The sequence below is a fragment of the Streptococcus mitis genome, from assembly GCF_000722705.1.
Lineage (GTDB): Bacteria > Bacillota > Bacilli > Lactobacillales > Streptococcaceae > Streptococcus > Streptococcus mitis_P.
On the sequence record NZ_JPFW01000001.1, the window covers coordinates 60732 to 79227 of the forward strand.

Annotated in this window: 17 protein-coding genes; 16 read left to right on the plus strand and 1 reads right to left on the minus strand. The window is 42.3% G+C overall.

Features of this window, described 5'->3' with window-relative positions; translation table 11 throughout:
• The first annotated feature begins 3 nt into the window (after window positions 1-3).
• Window positions 4-231 (plus strand): hypothetical protein, encoded by a 228-nt coding sequence (locus SK642_RS00315; protein ID WP_033682889.1) that lies wholly within the window; start codon window positions 4-6, stop codon window positions 229-231.
• A gap of 63 nt (window positions 232-294) precedes the next feature.
• Window positions 295-1590: an adenylosuccinate lyase gene (gene purB, locus SK642_RS00320; protein WP_033682890.1), complete on the plus strand. Its 1296-nt coding sequence runs from the start codon at window positions 295-297 to the stop codon at window positions 1588-1590.
• Window positions 1591-1800: 210 nt separating this feature from the next.
• Here the strand turns inward: purB and SK642_RS00325 are convergent, their stop codons facing one another.
• Window positions 1801-2517 (minus strand): GntR family transcriptional regulator, encoded by a 717-nt coding sequence (locus tag SK642_RS00325; RefSeq protein ID WP_033682891.1) that lies wholly within the window; start codon window positions 2515-2517, stop codon window positions 1801-1803.
• Between the two features lie 317 nt (window positions 2518-2834).
• On the opposite strand from SK642_RS00325, the gene SK642_RS00330 reads away from it, so the two are divergent.
• The 14 genes from SK642_RS00330 (at window position 2835) to SK642_RS00395 (ending at window position 18477) form a co-directional block, all read left to right on the plus strand.
• Window positions 2835-4622 (plus strand): glycoside hydrolase family 35 protein, encoded by a 1788-nt coding sequence (locus tag SK642_RS00330; RefSeq protein WP_033682892.1) that lies wholly within the window; start codon window positions 2835-2837, stop codon window positions 4620-4622.
• A complete protein-coding gene (locus SK642_RS00335; protein WP_000156974.1) occupies window positions 4619-5095 on the plus strand; it encodes a PTS sugar transporter subunit IIB in 477 nt (158 codons plus the stop codon). Before SK642_RS00330 ends, SK642_RS00335 begins: the two co-directional genes overlap by 4 nt.
• 26 nt (window positions 5096-5121) lie before the next feature.
• Complete coding sequence (locus SK642_RS00340; RefSeq protein ID WP_033682893.1) at window positions 5122-6027, plus strand: PTS mannose/fructose/sorbose/N-acetylgalactosamine transporter subunit IIC; 906 nt, start codon at window positions 5122-5124, stop codon at window positions 6025-6027.
• The gene (locus tag SK642_RS00345; protein WP_033682894.1) at window positions 6014-6838 is read left to right on the plus strand and encodes a PTS system mannose/fructose/sorbose family transporter subunit IID; all 825 of its coding nucleotides are present in this window, start codon (window positions 6014-6016) and stop codon (window positions 6836-6838) included. Before SK642_RS00340 ends, SK642_RS00345 begins: the two co-directional genes overlap by 14 nt.
• 5 nt (window positions 6839-6843) lie before the next feature.
• Window positions 6844-7248: a PTS sugar transporter subunit IIA gene (locus SK642_RS00350; protein ID WP_080708878.1), complete on the plus strand. Its 405-nt coding sequence runs from the start codon at window positions 6844-6846 to the stop codon at window positions 7246-7248.
• Window positions 7249-7453: 205 nt separating this feature from the next.
• Window positions 7454-8620: an SIS domain-containing protein gene (locus SK642_RS00355; protein WP_033682895.1), complete on the plus strand. Its 1167-nt coding sequence runs from the start codon at window positions 7454-7456 to the stop codon at window positions 8618-8620.
• Window positions 8621-8931: 311 nt separating this feature from the next.
• On the plus strand, window positions 8932-9969 hold the full coding sequence (locus SK642_RS00360) for an aldose epimerase family protein (RefSeq protein WP_033682896.1): 1038 nt from the start codon (window positions 8932-8934) through the stop codon (window positions 9967-9969).
• A 151-nt stretch (window positions 9970-10120) separates the two neighbouring features.
• Window positions 10121-11317, plus strand: a complete 1197-nt coding sequence (locus SK642_RS00365; protein WP_033682897.1) for a CAP domain-containing protein — start codon at window positions 10121-10123, stop codon at window positions 11315-11317.
• Window positions 11318-11510: 193 nt separating this feature from the next.
• Window positions 11511-12368 (plus strand): VOC family protein, encoded by an 858-nt coding sequence (locus SK642_RS00370; RefSeq protein WP_033682898.1) that lies wholly within the window; start codon window positions 11511-11513, stop codon window positions 12366-12368.
• Window positions 12369-12463: 95 nt separating this feature from the next.
• Window positions 12464-13021 (plus strand): sugar O-acetyltransferase, encoded by a 558-nt coding sequence (locus SK642_RS00375; protein WP_033682899.1) that lies wholly within the window; start codon window positions 12464-12466, stop codon window positions 13019-13021.
• 216 nt (window positions 13022-13237) lie between these two features.
• Window positions 13238-14002: a nucleoside phosphorylase gene (locus SK642_RS00380; RefSeq protein WP_033682900.1), complete on the plus strand. Its 765-nt coding sequence runs from the start codon at window positions 13238-13240 to the stop codon at window positions 14000-14002.
• Window positions 14003-14035: 33 nt separating this feature from the next.
• Window positions 14036-15415, plus strand: coding sequence for a TrkH family potassium uptake protein (locus SK642_RS00385; RefSeq protein WP_033682901.1), 1380 nt, complete (start codon window positions 14036-14038; stop codon window positions 15413-15415).
• Between the two features lie 13 nt (window positions 15416-15428).
• The gene (locus SK642_RS00390; protein ID WP_033682902.1) at window positions 15429-16094 is read left to right on the plus strand and encodes a potassium channel family protein; all 666 of its coding nucleotides are present in this window, start codon (window positions 15429-15431) and stop codon (window positions 16092-16094) included.
• Window positions 16095-16218: 124 nt separating this feature from the next.
• Complete coding sequence (locus tag SK642_RS00395; protein ID WP_033682903.1) at window positions 16219-18477, plus strand: YSIRK signal domain/LPXTG anchor domain surface protein; 2259 nt, start codon at window positions 16219-16221, stop codon at window positions 18475-18477.
• The last annotated feature ends 19 nt before the right edge of the window (window positions 18478-18496 follow it).

Below are 18496 nucleotides of genomic sequence, written 5' to 3' on the forward strand. Positions count from 1 at the left end.
CCTATGATACAAATTATTGTTAATGCTTTTGTAGAAAAAGATAAGACTGGAGCAGTTGTTGAAGTCTTGTTTGCTAGTGCTGACCAAGATAAGGTGCAAGCTAAATATGAAGAACTAGCTGCACGATACCCTGAAAACTATTTAGCAATTTATGATTTGCCATTAGATATTGATTTGAATACACTTTCTCATTATCCATCTGTGTGTATTGGAAAAGGGGAGTTTGAGTAGAAATCTTGGATTACCTAGATAGCTTATTCCCAACAGCTTAAGAAGAAAGGAAAAATTAACAACATGATCAACCGTTACTCTCGCCCTGAGATGGCGAATATTTGGAGTGAAGAAAATAAATACCGTGCTTGGCTTGAGGTGGAAATCTTGGCTGACGAGGCATGGGCTGAGTTGGGGGAAATCCCTAAGGAAGATGTGGCTTTGATTCGTGAGAAAGCGGACTTTGACATCGACCGTATTTTGGAGATTGAGCAGGAGACTCGTCACGATGTGGTTGCCTTCACGCGTGCGGTTTCTGAAACTCTTGGTGAAGAGCGTAAGTGGGTTCACTATGGTTTGACTTCTACTGACGTAGTCGATACTGCCTACGGTTACCTTTACAAACAAGCCAACGACATCATCCGTAAGGATCTTGAAAACTTCACCAACATCATCGCTGACAAAGCGAAAGAACACAAGTTCACTATCATGATGGGGCGTACCCACGGTGTGCACGCTGAACCGACAACTTTTGGTCTTAAATTGGCAACTTGGTATAGCGAAATGAAGCGTAATATCGAGCGTTTCGAGCATGCGGCTGCTGGTGTGGAAGCTGGTAAGATTTCTGGTGCGGTTGGGAACTTTGCTAATATTCCACCATTTGTTGAAAAATACGTCTGCGACAAATTGGGTATCCGTGCTCAGGAAATCTCTACACAGGTCCTTCCTCGTGACCTTCATGCTGAGTACTTTGCGGTTCTTGCTAGCATCGCGACTTCAATCGAACGTATGGCGACTGAGATTCGTGGTTTGCAAAAATCAGAACAACGCGAAGTGGAAGAATTCTTTGCCAAAGGACAAAAAGGGTCTTCAGCAATGCCTCACAAACGCAACCCAATCGGTTCTGAGAACATGACAGGTCTGGCGCGTGTCATCCGTGGTCACATGATTACGGCCTATGAGAACGTCGCTCTCTGGCATGAACGAGACATTTCCCATTCATCAGCTGAGCGTATCATCACACCAGATACGACTATTTTGATTGACTACATGCTCAACCGTTTCGGAAACATCGTTAAGAACTTGACAGTCTTCCCAGAAAACATGATCCGCAACATGAATTCTACTTTTGGTCTTATCTTTAGCCAACGTGCCATGTTGACCTTGATTGAAAAAGGAATGACCCGTGAGCAAGCCTATGACCTGGTACAACCAAAAACAGCCTACTCTTGGGACAACCAAGTAGACTTTAAGCCACTTCTTGAGGCAGATCCAGAAGTAACATCACGTCTCACACAAGAAGAAATCGATGAAATTTTCAACCCAGTTTATTACACTAAACGAGTGGATGATATCTTTGAACGTCTTGGTTTAGGATAATTAAAATAAAATCGAGGTTCTATTACTCTATTTACTGGAGTAGAAGAACTTCGATTTTTTTGTTTATTAAAGCTTTTTGATAAAAAAGATTACCAATATTTTAGTAAAATTTCAACAAATTTAATCTATCTTAACTTACATATAGAAAATACATTTTTAATGTCATCCAACAAGCATAGAAAAAGCCCAAGCAAGGCTCAGGATTTCTTCTTAATGATCACGGTCACATGAAATGAATTTAATCTTGTAGTAATCCGCTCGTTTATATGTTTCGCTGTATGCGAGAACCTGACCAGTAGACTCTAACTTAGTAGTCTTGGTTTGTAAAACGGTTGGAAATTGCTCATCGACCCCTAGGACCGAAGCCGCATGTTCTGGAGTTGGAAATGCTATTTCATTGATTTCTTCAAAATGTTCATCATTCATATGAATGTGGTAATCCAATTTGAAACGGTTATAGATAGAGCTATAATATTCAAGATTTGGATAATTTGCGTTGATGTATTGTTCTGGAATGTAAGATGTGTGGTAGATGTATACGACACCATTCGTTTCGCGTATACGTTCAATCTTGTAGTAGAACTGATCACCACGTAGTCCAAGTTTTTCTAAGTAGTTTAATTTGTTGCCACGTTCAATAGAAAGGACAGTAACTTTATCATCTTTAGTTTCAAAAACTTCTACATCTGAAAACTCTACGAGTTTATGTTTGCGTGCGCGTGAAACGAATGTACCCTTTCCTTGTTGACGGACAATATAGCCATCTTTGGCAAGGTCGTTTAAGGCGCGGACAACGGTTATAGAACTCACATCATACATTGCAATCAATTCTGCTTCAGTGTAGAATTTATCTCCACTGGCAAATTGACCAGAAATGATTTTGTTCTTCAACTCATCTTTAATATATTGATACTTTGGAATTGCCATATTTTCACCTCGATTTTCCTTTTCCACTAAAAATTTTACCATAAAATTGAAAAGAATAGTAGAGTTTTGAATAAAAAAATTAGAATAATAGGGTATAAGGTTAATTTACATCGAAATTAATAGAAAAACATACATTTTTATACATGGTTTTTAAAGTATACATTGTTATAAATTAGAGACTTTTATAAGTTTTTTGTGTAAAAGTTAGTTAAAAATGAAAAAAATTGTGAAAGCCTATTGACAAATGTAAGATATTGAGATATATTTACTATATCAACGAATGAAAGCGTAAACTTTAATTGTCAGAAGGTAAGAATATGACACGATTTGAGATACGGGATGATTTTTATCTCGATGGAAAATCATTTAAGATTTTATCTGGCGCCATTCATTATTTTAGGGTTCCTCCAGAAGATTGGTATCATTCGCTCTATAATTTGAAGGCTCTTGGTTTTAATACTGTAGAGACTTATGTAGCTTGGAATTTACATGAGCCTCGTGAAGGTGAGTTTCACTTTGAAGGGGCTCAGGATTTGGAGAGATTTCTCCAGATAGCACAAGATTTGGGTCTATATGCTATAGTTCGTCCGTCTCCCTTTATCTGTGCAGAATGGGAATTCGGAGGCTTACCAGCTTGGCTCTTAACCAAAGACATGAGGATTCGTTCATCTGACCCAGCCTATATTGAGGCTGTCGGTCGCTACTATGACCAACTCTTGTCACGGTTGGTTCCACATTTGTTGGACAATGGTGGCAATATTCTCATGATGCAGGTTGAAAATGAGTATGGTTCTTATGGAGAAGATAAGGCTTACCTGAGAGCAATTCGACAGTTGATGGAAGAGCGTGGCGTAACCTGTCCCCTCTTTACATCAGATGGTCCATGGCGAGCTACTCTGAAAGCTGGAACTTTAATCGAAGATGATCTCTTTGTAACAGGGAACTTTGGTTCTAAGGCTCCATATAACTTTTCACAGATGCAGGAATTCTTTGATGAGCATGGCAAAAAATGGCCTCTCATGTGTATGGAGTTCTGGGATGGTTGGTTCAATCGTTGGAAAGAGCCGATTATCACAAGGGATCCAAAAGAATTGGCAGATGCAGTTCGTGAGGTATTGGAGCAAGGTTCCATCAATCTCTACATGTTCCATGGTGGTACAAACTTTGGTTTCATGAATGGTTGCTCGGCTCGAGGGACTTTGGACCTGCCACAAGTTACATCTTATGATTACGATGCCCTTCTGGATGAAGAAGGAAATCCAACTGCCAAATATCTGGCGGTCAAGAAGATGATGGCGACACACTTCCCAGAGTATCCGCAGTTGGAACCACTCTATAAGGAAAGCATGAAAGTGGACGCTATTCCACTTGCTGAGAAAGTTTCCTTATTTGAAACATTGGATAGCTTATCTAGTCCGATAGAAAGCCTCTATCCTCAAAAGATGGAGGAGTTGGGACAAAGTTATGGCTATCTACTCTATCGTACTGAGGCAAGTTGGGATGCAGAAGAGGAACGTCTTCGTATCATCGATGGACGTGACCGTGCTCAACTCTTTGTAGATGGTCAACGGATTGCCACTCAATACCAGACAGAGATAGGAGAAGATATCTACTGTCAAGGTAATCGAAAAGGTGCTTCACAACTTGACATCTTGATTGAAAATATGGGCCGTGTCAACTATGGACATAAGTTCTTAGCTGATACGCAACGTAAGGGAATTCGGACAGGAGTTTGTAAGGATTTACACTTCTTACTTAATTGGAAGCACTATCCACTCCCACTAGACAATCCTGAGAAAATTGATTTTTCAAAAGGATGGACTCAAGGACAACCAGCCTTTTACGCTTATGACTTTACAGTCCAAGAGCCAAAAGATACTTACCTAGACTTGTCTGAGTTTGGTAAGGGAGTTGCCTTTGTCAATGGGCAGAATCTAGGACGTTTTTGGAACGTCGGCCCAACCCTCTCGCTTTATATTCCTCATAGTTATCTCAAGGAAGGTACCAACCGCATCATTATCTTTGAAACAGAAGGTGAATATAAAGAAGAGATTCATTTAACTCGTAAACCTACACTAAAACACATAAAGGGGGAAAACTTATGACAATTGTAGGATGCCGTATCGATGGACGTTTGATCCACGGACAAGTAGCCAATCTTTGGGCTGGAAAACTAAATGTTTCACGTATTATGGTTGTAGACGACGAAGTTGTCAACAACGACGTTGAAAAGAGTGGTTTGAAACTAGCGACACCACCAGGTGTAAAATTGAGTATTTTGCCAATTGAGAAAGCGGCAGCCAATATTCTTGCTGGAAAATACGATAGCCAACGTCTCTTTATCGTGGCTCGTAAGCCAGACCGCTTCCTTGGTTTGGTAGAAGCAGGTGTACCACTTGAAACCCTTAATGTTGGGAATATGTCTCAAACACCAGAAACTCGTTCCATCACACGTTCTATCAACGTAGTGGACAAGGATGTGGAAGATTTCCACAAACTGGCAGAAAAAGGTGTTAAACTTACTGCTCAAATGGTTCCAAATGATCCAGTTTCAGACTTTTTGAGCTTATTAAAATAGGAAAAAATTTTTAGGAGGTCATTGTTATGATACAATGGTGGCAAATTTTACTTCTCACTTTGTACTCAGCTTATCAAATCTGTGATGAGTTGACGATCGTTTCATCTGCAGGTTCCCCTGTATTTGCTGGTTTCATTACTGGTTTAATCATGGGAGATGTGACTACTGGTCTACTTATCGGTGGTAACTTGCAATTATTCGTTCTTGGGGTTGGTACCTTCGGTGGTGCTTCTCGTATCGACGCAACTTCTGGTGCGGTTCTTGCGACAGCTTTCTCTGTTTCGCAAGGTATCGATACAGCACTTGCGATTACAACAATCGCTGTGCCAGTAGCAGCTCTCTTGACTTACTTCGACGTTCTTGGTCGTATGACAACTACTTTCTTCGCTCACCGTGTGGATGCAGCAATCGAACGCTTTGATTATAAAGGTATTGAACGCAACTACTTGCTTGGTGCGATTCCTTGGGCTTTATCTCGTGCCCTTCCAGTCTTCTTCGCGCTTGCCTTTGGTGGTGCCTTTGTACAATCAGTTGTAGACTTCGTTAAAGAATACCAATGGGTTGCAGATGGTTTGACACTTGCAGGTCGTATGCTCCCAGGTCTTGGATTTGCAATCTTGCTTCGTTACCTTCCAGTTAAACGTAACCTTCACTACCTTGCTATGGGATTCGGTTTAACAGCTATGTTGACTGTTCTTTACTCATATGTAACAGGTCTTGGTGGCGCTGTTGCTGGTATCGTAGGTACTCTACCTAAAGATGTTGCTGAAAAAATTGGTTTCGTGAACAACTTCAAAGGATTGTCTATGATTGGTATCTCTATCGTAGGTATCTTCCTTGCAGTGCTTCACTTCAAAAATAGCCAAAAAGTAGCTGTGGTAGCACCTTCTACACCATCAGAAAGTGGGGAAATCGAAGATGACGAATTCTAATTACAAACTTACAAAAGAAGATTTTAATCAAATCAATAAACGTAGCTTGTTTACTTTCCAATTGGGTTGGAACTACGAACGTATGCAAGCTTCTGGTTACCTTTACATGATTTTGCCTCAATTGCGTAAAATGTATGGGGATGGAACTCCTGAATTGAAAGAAATGATGAAAGTTCATACTCAATTCTTCAATACTTCACCATTCTTCCACACCATTATCGCTGGTTTTGACCTTGCCATGGAAGAAAAAGATGGTGTAGGTTCAAAAGATGCCGTTAACGGTATCAAGACAGGTTTGATGGGACCATTCGCTCCTCTTGGAGATACTATCTTTGGTTCACTTGTACCTGCGATCATGGGATCAATCGCAGCAACTATGGCTATTGCTGGCCAACCTTGGGGTATCTTCCTTTGGATCGCAGTTGCAGTTGCTTATGACATCTTCCGTTGGAAACAGTTGGAATTTGCTTACAAAGAAGGGGTTAACCTTATCAACAACATGCAAAGTACCTTGACAGCTTTGATTGACGCTGCATCTGTACTTGGTGTCTTCATGATGGGTGCTCTTGTAGCAACAATGATCAACTTTGAAATTTCTTACAAATGGGCAATCGGTGAGAAGATGATTGACTTCCAAGACATCTTGAACCAAATCTTCCCACGCTTGCTTCCAGCAATCTTTACGGCCTTTATCTTCTGGTTGCTCGGTAAGAAAGGTATGAACTCTACTAAAGCTATTGGTATTATTATCGTACTTGCTTTGGCTCTTTCTGCCTTTGGTCACTTTGCACTTGGAATGGGAGCTAAATAAGCTTTATGGTAAAATCACTAATTTTGGTGAGTCATGGTCGCTTCTGTGAAGAACTTAAAGGTAGCACTGAAATGATCATGGGTCCACAAGACAATATTCATGCAGTGGCTCTTCTTCCAGAAGACGGTCCAGAAGAATTTACTGCAAAATTTGAAGCAGCTATTGAAGGATTGGATGATTTCCTAGTCTTTGCGGATCTTCTCGGTGGAACACCATGTAACGTGGTAAGCCGTTTGATTATGGAAGGTCGTGATATTGACCTTTACGCAGGGATGAATCTTCCAATGGTGATTGAATTTATCAATGCGAGCCTTACAGGAGCAGATGCGGACTATAGGAGCCGTGCTGCAGAAAGCATTGTGAAAGTTAATGACCTGTTAGCGGATTTCGATGATGACGAAGATGAATAATACTCTTCGAAAATCAAATTCAAACCACGTCAACGTTGCCTTGCCGTACTCAAGTACAGCCTGCGGCTAGTTTCCTAGTTTGCTCTTTGATTTTCATTGAGTATACGATGTGACAACATTAAAATCGTTAGAGCATCTTATATAGAATATACATGGGAATGGGGCTTACTCCCATTCCCATATTTGATAGAAAAAGAGGAACTCAATGCTACATTATACAAAAGAAGATTTGCTCGAATTGGGTGCAGAAATCACTACACGTGAAATCTACCAACAGCCTGATGTATGGAAAGAAGCTTTTGAATCTTATCAAGTACAACGTGAAGAAATTGCAGCCTTCCTGCAAGGGATTGCTGATAAACATGACTATATCAAGGTTATCTTGACAGGTGCTGGGACTTCTGCTTATGTGGGAGATACCTTGGTACCTTACTTTAAGGAAGTCTATGACGAACGCAAATGGAATTTCAATGCCATTGCGACAACAGATATCGTTGCCAATCCAGAAACTTATTTGAAAAAAGATGTGGCGACTGTCCTTGTATCTTTTGCTCGTAGTGGAAATTCACCTGAAAGTGTGGCGACTGTTGATTTGGCCAAGGCCTTGGTGGATGAGCTTTACCAAGTGACGATTACTTGTGCAGCGGACGGGAAATTGGCTCTTCAAGCCCACGATGATGACCGCAATCTCTTGCTTTTGCAACCAGCTGCTTCCAATGATGCTGGATTTGCCATGACTTCTAGCTTTACGTCTATGATGTTGACAGCTCTCTTGGTCTTTGATCCTACAGAATTTGCTGTGAAAGCTGAACGTTTTGAAGTTGTGTCTAGTCTTGCTCGTAAAGTCCTAGACAATGCAGAAGATGTCAAAGAGCTTGTTGACCTAGACTTTAACCGAGTCATCTACCTTGGTGCGGGTCCTTACTTTGGACTTGCTCATGAAGCTCAGCTCAAGATTTTGGAATTGACAGCTGGTCAAGTGGCGACCATGTATGAAAGCCCAGTCGGCTTCCGTCACGGTCCAAAATCTCTTATCAACGAAGATACAGTTGTTTTGATTTTTGGTACAACGACAGACTACACTCGCAAGTACGACTTGGACTTGGTTCGTGAAGTTGCTGGAGACCAGATTGCTCGTCGTGTCGTGCTTTTGAGCGATCAAGCCTTTGGTCTTGAAAATGTCAAAGAAGTGGCCCTTGGTTGTGGCGGTGTCTTGAATGATATTTACCGTGTCTTCCCATACATCGTTTATGCCCAACTTTTTGCCCTATTGACTTCACTCAAGGTAGAAAATAAACCAGATACACCGTCTCCTACAGGTACAGTAAACCGTGTGGTACAAGGTGTGATCATCCACGAATATCAAAAGTAATACTCTTCGAAAATCTCTTCAAACCATGCTAGTGTCGCCTTGCCGTATAGATGTTACGGACTTCGTCAGTTTTATCTGCAACCTCAAAACAGTGTTTTGAGCTGACTTCGTCAGTTCTATACACAACCTCAAAGCGGTGCTTTGAGCAACCTGCGGCTAGCTTCCTAGTTTGCTCTTTGATTTTCATTGAGTATAAGACAGTGTTTATGAATTCTTGACAAGAGGGTTTGTAAATTATCAGATAAACCATAGATTGTCAGTAGGCTTTCTATGGTTTGTTTGCTTGAAAGAAATAGTAAAAGGAGAAGAGAATGAAAGCATACACAGAGCGTGTATTTGGAAATGCTGAGGGCAAGGATGTCTTGGCCTATCGATTTGAGACGGACGGTGGTTACCAGCTTGAGGTCATGACTTATGGTGCGACCATCTTGCGTTATGTCACCCCTGACAAGGCTGGAAATTTTGCCAATGTTATCTTGGGTTTTGATGACTTTGATAGCTATGTAGGCAATAGTCCTAAGCATGGAGCTAGCGTAGGTCCTGTGGCAGGCCGTATTGCAGGTGCGACCTTTGAGCTCAATGGTAAGACCTATGACCTTGAAGTCAATAATGCTAGCAACTGCAACCACAGTGGCTCAACAGGTTGGGATTCTAGCTTGTTTGAACTAGTTGAAGTGAGCGATCATGGCTTGACCCTCTATACAGAGCGTACAGATGGGACAGGAGGATTTCCTGGTAATCTCAAGATTTGGATTAGCTACCACTTGGAAGACACTGGTGCTTATGAAATCAGCTACAAGGTGACGACAGATCAGGATACGCTGGTCAATCCAACCAACCATAGCTATTTCAACTTGTCTGGGGATTTCACGCAGACAATTGACCGTCATGTCTTCCAACTAAACACAGAGGGCATTTATCCAATCGCTCCTGACGGTGTTCCTGCAAAAACTCCAGATTCAAATCGTGATGTGGTCAAACACATCTACAATGGTGCTTTGTTGAAGGATATCTTTGTAGAGGAAGATGAGCAAATCCAGCTGGTATCTGGTTTGGATCATCCATTTGCTCTTCCTGCAGGTCATGACAATGCTGGTTTCCTTTATGACCAAAATTCAGGCCGCTTCTTGCTTTTCAAGACAGAGGCTCCATGTTTTGTGGTTTACACAGCAAACTTTGTGGATGAGAGTGTCATCATAGGAGGTCAGCCAATGGTACAGCACAATGGGATTTCCCTTGAAGCACAGGCCTTACCAGATGCCATTCACAGTGACCTAAAAGACCAAGTCATTCTCAAAGCAGGTCAAAACTTCACAAGTAAGACACGTTATGAGCTTGTTGTGAAATAAAAGAATGAAAGCTTCTACTCTTGCAGAATAGTGATGAGTTTTTAATAGAATAGCATTAGTAGAAACAGACAAGTAGTAGAAAAATATGATATAATCAAGTATCGAAAAGTGTCTGTCAAGATACTATTCAAATGACAAAAGGAGAAATCAGATGAAGAAAATTGTATTTGCTAGCGCCTTAGCTTTGACTTTGGCTGGAGCAGTTTTGACAAATGATGTTTTTGCGAATGACAGATTGGTAGCGACACAATCTGCTGATGGTAAAAATGAAAATGTCTTGAGCTCAGAAGTGCTTAACCCTGCTAGCGGCAATGTTTTGGTAGGAATCAAAGGAGAATTTTTAACTCCTCATAAACAAAGTATTTTAGATGCAATCAATGCTATCCGTAAAGAAGCGGCTGAAGAAGGTTTGGTAGATAAGTATGTTCCTATCAAATGGTCTACTGACCTAGAAAAGGCAGCGTTTGCCAGAGCTACGGAATCTTCTGTTACTATGAAGCATGAGCGTCTTTCAAATAAAGAAATCTGGAGTGCCTATCCATCTGGAAATAGTGTACTGGGAGAAAACTTGGGATGGAATTATGATGGTTTCTTAAAAGCACTTGAAGAATGGCGTGCTGAAAAAGCAGACTACGTGAAGAAAAAGTCAGGTGGTTCAGCAAATGGTGGATCTGGTCACTATGAGTCTTTGATTAATCCTAAATTTACCTACATGGGAATTGCTGCCTTTAAAAATCCAAATAATCCACACAGAGTAGTAACTATTGCCCAGACTTTTGGTGATGCTGCTACTTCGGAAGAGTTAGTAGGTAGTTATGGTCCTGCTATTCAGTATGCAGAAGTGACTGCATCTAATTTGTCGACAGTTAAAAGTAAAGCAACAGTTGTAGAAAAAGCACTGAAAGAATTTAGAACTTCTAGTTCAGACCAATCAGGTTGGGTACAATCAGGCGGTAACTGGTATTTTTATGAATCAGGCGATTTGAAGACAGGCTGGGTGAAAACAGGTGGTAAATGGTACTACTTGGATGATTTAGGTGTCATGCAGACTGGATTTGTTAAAGTTGATGGTAGTTGGTATTACTTGAGCAGTTCAGGTGCTATGTTTACAGGCTGGGGGACAGATGGTAGCAGATGGTTCTACTTTGATGGCTCAGGAGCTATGAAAACAGGCTGGCTCAAAGAAAATGGAATCTGGTACTACCTTGATGAGTCTGGTATCATGAAGACAGGTTGGTTTAAAGTTGGCCAATACTGGTATTATGCATATGGCTCAGGAGCCTTGGCTGTGAGCACAACAACACCAGATGGTTACCATGTAAATGGTAATGGTGAATGGGTAAACTAGGCCGAATATGTCGAGTGAGAGGTAAGTTATCCGTCTTACTAGCAAAAAGAATGAATGATAAGAAAGAGGTTGATGGCGAACATTGACCTCTTTCTTGTTAGAATAGAGACTTCAAGTTGTCTGGCTTGACTTTCTTGATGGAAGTTATATAATAGTTGTAACAACAATAATTACAATAAAAGGAGAATCGTTTATGACCTACGCATACAATAGTAAGATTTATTTAGCAGAGGCAGTTTTAAATGTAAAGGATTTGAGGAGTCAAACAGCCTTTTATCAGCAAATTATTGGTTTAGAAATCTTATCTCAAACGGAGACAGAGGTTATTCTAGGAATTGGTGGAAAAGCCTTGGTACACTTGATTCAAGCACAAGAGAGCGGAGAAGTAAGGGAACATTATGGTCTTTACCATCTGGCTATTCTCTTGCCGACACGAAAGGCTTTGGCGGATGTCTTGAAACACCTGACAGATTTACAGATTCCTTTAGTCGGCGGTGCAGACCATGGTTACAGTGAAGCAATCTATCTGGAAGATTTAGAAGGGAACGGAATTGAAATTTACCGTGATAAGCCTGTAGAGGACTGGGATATTCGAGAAGATGGACGCATTATAGGAGTGACTGAGGCCCTTGCGGCACAGGATATCTATGAGTTGGGAGAAAGGGTAGAGCCTTTTATCCTAGCAGAGGGTACGAGAATGGGGCATATCCATCTTTCCGTCAAGGATAGTCGAAAGTCCAGCCAGTTTTATCAAAAGGTGTTAGGACTAGAAGATAAATTCAGTGTACCTAGTGCTAGTTGGATTGCAGCTGGGGACTATCATCATCATTTGGCAGTCAATGAATGGGGAGGAAAAGGGCTGGCTCCGCGTAAGCAAGGTCTTCCAGGCTTAGCCTATTATGTCATTGAAGTTTCTAGTAAAGAAGAACTGTTAACGATTGTGCAACGAGCACAAGAAGTTGATGCACCAATCAAGTGGATCACATCTAGCCAGTTGGAAATCACAGACCCAGATGGAATTGTGACTCGTGTTCGTTTAGATAGGATGTGATGACAATCAGAGCATAAACTGTAGAAAGTATCCATTATCCTAGTCAGATATGTAGAAATTTTGATATGATAGTAGGGAATAAGGAGAAGAATACAATGACTAGCGAATACCAGAAAATGATAGCAGGAGAGTTTTACCGTCCATCAGACCCAGAACTGAGAGCCTTAGCTCAGGCTTCTCGCCAAAAACAGGCTGCCTTTAACAAGGAAGAGGACCCCTTGAAGGGAGCCGAAATCATCAAGACTTGGTTTGGCTCGACCGGGGAAAATCTTTATATCAACACTCGCTTGATGGTGGACTACGGTGTCAACATCCATCTAGGGGAAAATTTTTACTCTAACTGGAACTTGACCATGCTGGATGTTTGTCCGATTCGTATTGGGGACAATGCTATGATCGGTCCTAACTGTCAGTTTTTAACCCCACTCCATCCACTGGATCCACAGGAACGTAATTCAGGTATCGAGTACGGAAAGCCTATTACCATCGGAGATAATTTCTGGGCTGGAGGAGGTGTCATTGTCCTTCCTGGAGTAACACTGGGGAATAATGTTGTTGCTGGAGCAGGGGCTGTAATCACCAAGTCCTTTGGCGACAACGTTGTCCTAGCTGGCAATCCTGCGCGCGTGATTAAGGAGATATCTGTTAAATAGAAGTAAAAAGGAACAGCGGAAGTTGTTTCTTTTTTGTAGGTTTCATCATCTTTTACCCAGCCCATATTTACCTACTCTCTCTTAGCAAGTCTGCTTCATTGATCAATTTAGAATCATTTCGTAAGTGGGATGCTTTTTTCTCCTCAGTTCCTCATCTTCCTCCTTGACACTCTGTCATCTTTTGATACAATAGTACAAAATCAGAGGAGGTGGGTTATGATTCAGAAACATGCGATTCCCATTTTAGAGTTTGATGATAATCCTCAGGCGGTCATCATGCCCGATCATGAGAAACTGGATTTGCATTTGCCCAAGAAGTGTGTCTATGCTTTTTTAGGTGAGGAGATTGACCGCTATGCTCAGGAAGTAGGGGCGGATTGTGTTGGCGAATTCGTTTCTGCCACCAAGACTTATCCAGTCTATGTCGTGAACTACAAGGGCGAGGAAATTTGTCTGGCTCAGGCTCCTGTTGGTTCTGCCCCAGCAGCCCAGTTTATGGATTGGTTGATTGGTTACGGTGTGGAGCAGATTATTTCCACTGGTACCTGTGGTGTGCTAGCTGATATAGAGGAAAATGCCTTTCTAGTTCCAGTTCGGGCTCTGCGAGATGAAGGGGCTAGTTACCATTATGTGGCGCCTTCTCGTTATATGGAAATTCAGCCAGAGGCTATTGCTGCCATTGAGCGAGTTTTGGAAGACAGAGGGATTCCTTATGAAGAAGTCATGACCTGGTCTACAGATGGCTTTTACCGAGAAACGGCTGAAAAGGTGGCTTATCGCAAGAAGGAAGGCTGTGCTGTTGTGGAGATGGAGTGTTCTACGCTTGCGGCAGTAGCTCAATTGCGTGGTGTTCTCTGGGGAGAGTTGTTGTTTACAGCGGACTCTCTAGCCGACTTGGACCAGTATGACAGTCGTGACTGGGGTTCAGAAGCTTTCGATAAGGCCTTGGAGCTCTGCCTTGAGATAGCCTTTCATATCTAACTCCTATCCTTCTTTTTATGGTACAATGGATGTATGTTATTCAAATTATTTGTGAAAAAACTTGAAAGGATCTTTGGCGGACTTTCGCCTGCTCGTCGCATTTTTTTAAGTTTTGCTGGAGTTATTTTTATAGGCTCTCTCCTTTTGAGTTTGCCTTTTGTCCAGGCGAGTGATTCGCAGGCCACTTATTTTGACCATCTTTTTACGACGGTTTCCATGGTCTGTGTGACGGGACTTTTTACGCAACCAGTGGCCACCACCTATAATGTCTGGGGCCAGCTGATTTGTATGCTCTTGATCCAGATTGGTGGTCTGGGGCTCATGACCTTTATCGGGGTCTTTTATATTCAGGGGAAGCAAAAACTCAGTCTTCGTAGCCGTGAAACCATTCAGGAGAGTTTTAGTTACGGAGAGACTCGGTCACTGAAGGCCTTTATGCGGTCTATCTTTTTGACGACTTTTCTGGTGGAGGGCTTGGGTGCTCTCCTGCTAAGTTTCCGTTTTATTCCTGAATTCGGCTGGGGACGAGGCATTTTTACCTCTATCTTTTTAGCTATTTCAGCCTTTTGTAATGCTGGTTTTGATAATTTCGGCAGTAGCAGTTTAGTGACTTTCCAGACGGATCCTTTAATCAATCTGGTCATTGCTGGTTTGATTATCACGGGTGGTCTGGGTTTTATGGTCTGGTTTGACTTGGCAACCCAGCTAGGCAAGAAGAAAAAACGCCGTCTGCGTTTCCATACCAAGCTGGTCCTCTTCTTGACCGCAGGGATTTTGTTGTTTGGGACAGTATCTACGCTCTTTACAGAGTGGCACAATCCTGGAACCATTGGCAATCTCAGCGTCCCAGAGAAAGTGCTGGTTAGCTTTTTCCAAACCGTTAGCATGAGAACGGCTGGCTTTGCTTCTATTGATTACACTCAAGCTCGGCCTGTGACCTTATTCATCTATATCCTACAGATGTTTCTGGGTGGGGCGCCTGGAGGGACGGCTGGGGGGCTCAAGATTACGACCTTCTTCGTCTTGTTGGTCTTTGCGCGTAGTGAATTGCTGGGCTTGCCTCATGCCAATGTTGCGCAGAGAACCATTGAGGCTCGAACAGTCCAAAAATCATTTAGTGTCTTCATTATCTTTTTGATGACCTTCTTGTTGGGCTTGATGTTGCTGGGGATTACAGCGGAAGGAACACCGCGATTTATCTACCTCATGTTTGAGACCATTTCAGCTCTTGCGACAGTTGGGGTAACGGCAAATCTGACACCAGAATTGGGCAAGCTAGCCCTCAGCATTGTCATGTTGCTTATGTTTATCGGCCGTATCGGTCCCTTGACCTTGCTGGTTAGTCTAGCGGATTACCAGCCTGATAAGAAAGATTTGATTCAGTATATGAAAGCAGATATTAGTATTGGATAAGAAAGGAAGAACGATGTCAGATCGTACGATTGGAATTTTAGGCTTGGGGATTTTTGGGAGTAGTGTCCTGACGGCCCTCGCCAAGCAAGATATGAATATCATTGCTATTGATGACCACGCCGAGCACATCAATCAATTTGAGCCAGTTTTGGCGCGTGGAGTTGTGGGTGATATCACAGATGAGGAACTCCTCAGAACTGCAGGTATTGATACCTGTGATACGGTTGTAGTGGCAACAGGGGAAAATCTGGAGTCGAGTGTGCTTGCAGTGATGCATTGTAAGAGTTTGGGTGTGCCGAGGGTTATTGCTAAGGTCAAAAGCCAGACAGCCAAGAAGGTACTGGAAAAAATCGGTGCCGACTCAGTTATCTCACCTGAGTATGAAATGGGCCAGTCCCTAGCGCAGACCATTCTCTTTCATAACAATGTTGATGTCTTTCAGCTGGATAAAAATGTGTCTATCGTGGAGATGAAAATTCCGAGTGTTTGGGCAGGTCAAAGCCTGAGCCAGCTAGATCTACGTGGCAAATACAATCTCAATGTCCTAGGATTTCGTGAGCAAGAAAATTCACAACTGGATGTCCAGTTTGGTCCTAATGACCTCTTGAAAGCAGATGCCTATATCTTGGCGGTCATTAACAACCAGTATCTAGATGACTTGGCAGAATTAAATTTGTAAAAAAGTTAATATAAGTATTTTATAAGAGGGATTTAAGAAAAATTTTAACTTTTTCTTAATCCTTTTTAATTTTAGGAGATTATACTAGAATCATCAAATAAAGAAAAACTCTAAGGAGAATCCTATGAAATTCAATCCAAATCAAAGATATACTCGTTGGTCTATTCACCGTCTTAGTGTCGGTGTCGCCTCAGTTGTTGTTGCCAGTGGCTTCTTTGTCCTAGTTGGGCAACCAAGTTCTGTGCGTGCCGATGTAGTCAATCCAACCCCTGCTCAAGTCGTACCAGATGCAGCTTCGGTGAGTGAAAGGAGCGACTTACCAGCAGAGGTTCTCAAGAAAGCAGTCGATACAGCTCTTCCTTCAGAACAGGCAGACTCAGCATCCAAAGCAAGCTTGGATACTACAAGCTCTCCAGAGAAAGCGGATGTGGCTGCTAAAGACCAAGTAGTAGCACCAAAAGAAGAAGGGCAAGCAAAACCAGAATCTAAGAAAGAAACAGAAGATGCGGTTAAACCTGCTCCTGCAGTCTCTGGACAAGACCGTGAAGCAAGTGAGGCTCAACCAGCAACCACCCCAGCTGAAGTGCAAAAAGGCGTGGCTGACAATACCAAAGACACAGTAGACGTCCCAGCTTCTTATCTGGATAAAGCCAACTTCCCAGGCCCATTCACAGCTGGTGTCAACCAAGTTATCCCATATGAATTCTTCGCTGGTGATGGTATGTTAACTCGTTTGATTTTGAAAGCTTCTGACAAGGCTCCATGGTCAGATAATGGTTCAGCTAAAAATCCTGCCCTCCCACCAGTAGAAAACTTGGGCAAAGGTCTCTACTTCTATGAAGTAGACTTGGCAGGTACTCAAGGCAAATCTGACAAAGAACTTCTTGATCTCTTGAAACAAAACGGCACTCAAAGCTATAAAGCTACTATCAAAGTATATGGTGCAAAAGATGGCAAGGCAGATTTGAGCAATCTCGTAGCGACTAAAGATTTGACAGTGAACTTGAATGGCTTAACTACTCCAGCCGAAGTTCAAAAAGGCGTGGCTGACAATACCAAAGACACAGTAGACGTTCCAGCTACATACTTGGATAAAGCCAACTTCCCTGGTCCATTCACAGCTGGTGTCAACCAAGTTATTCCATACGAATTCTTCGCTGGTGATGGCATGTTAACTCGCCTTATCTTGAAAGCCTCAGATAAGGCTCCATGGTCAGACAACGGCTCAGCTAAAAATCCAGCTCTCCCACCAGTAGAAAAATTGGGCAAAGGCCTCTACTTCTATGAAGTAGATTTGGCAGGTACTCAAGGCAAATCTGACAAAGAGCTACTTGATTTGTTAAAACAAAACGGTACTCAAAGTTACAAGGCAACTATCAAAGTGTACGGTGCGAAGGACGGCAAGGCAGACTTGAGCAACCTTGTAGCGACTAAGGATTTGACAGTAAACTTGAATGGCTTGACTACTCCAGCTGAAGTGCAAAAAGGTGTGGCTGACAATACCAAAGATACAGTGGATGTCCCAGCCACTTACTTAGACAAAGCCAATTTCCCTGGTCCATTCACAGCAGGTGTTAACCAAGTTATTCCATATGAATTCTTCGCTGGTGATGGTATGTTGACTCGCCTTATCTTGAAAGCCTCAGACAAGGCTCCATGGTCAGACAATGGTTCAGCTAAAAATCCAGCTCTTCCACCAGTAGAGAAATTGGGCAAAGGCCTCTACTTCTATGAAGTGGATTTGGCTGGCACTCAAGGCAAATCAGACAAAGACTTACTTGACCTCTTGAAACAAAACGGCACTCAAAGCTATAAAGCAACTATCAAGGTGTACGGTGCGAAAGACGGCAAGGCAGACTTGAGCAATCTCGTAGCGACTAAGGATTTGACAGTAAACTTGAATGGACATCAGTCTCTTACTCCTATGCAATCAGGCTTCGTCCCATCTTCTAATGGTTCAGCTATGCCGACTCCAATGATGAATAGTCATCAAGATGCGTCTAAGATGAACGCTCAAATGCCAAGTGTCAATCAAGATGAGATGAAATCTCAAATGCCAGCTACTAGCCAGGATAAGATGATGCCTAACAAAGAGCAGGATAAAACCATGAATGCTAGCCAGCCTATGGCAACACCAAGCATGAAACAAGATCAAGCTCCAGCTCCAGCAGCCTCAAGCAAAATGTCTGATGAAGGCAAGATGGCATCTACTAACAAGGTGTCAAGTCCAATGATGGCTGATCAAATGAAAGACCAAAAAGACATGCTTCCATATACTGGTGAAGCCCAAACATCAATGGCTACTCTTGGATTCTTTGGACTCGCTTTGGCTGGACTGTTAGGTAGCCTCGGTTTGAAAGCTAAAAAAGAGGAAAATGACTAGTCTAGCTACAGACTTTCTA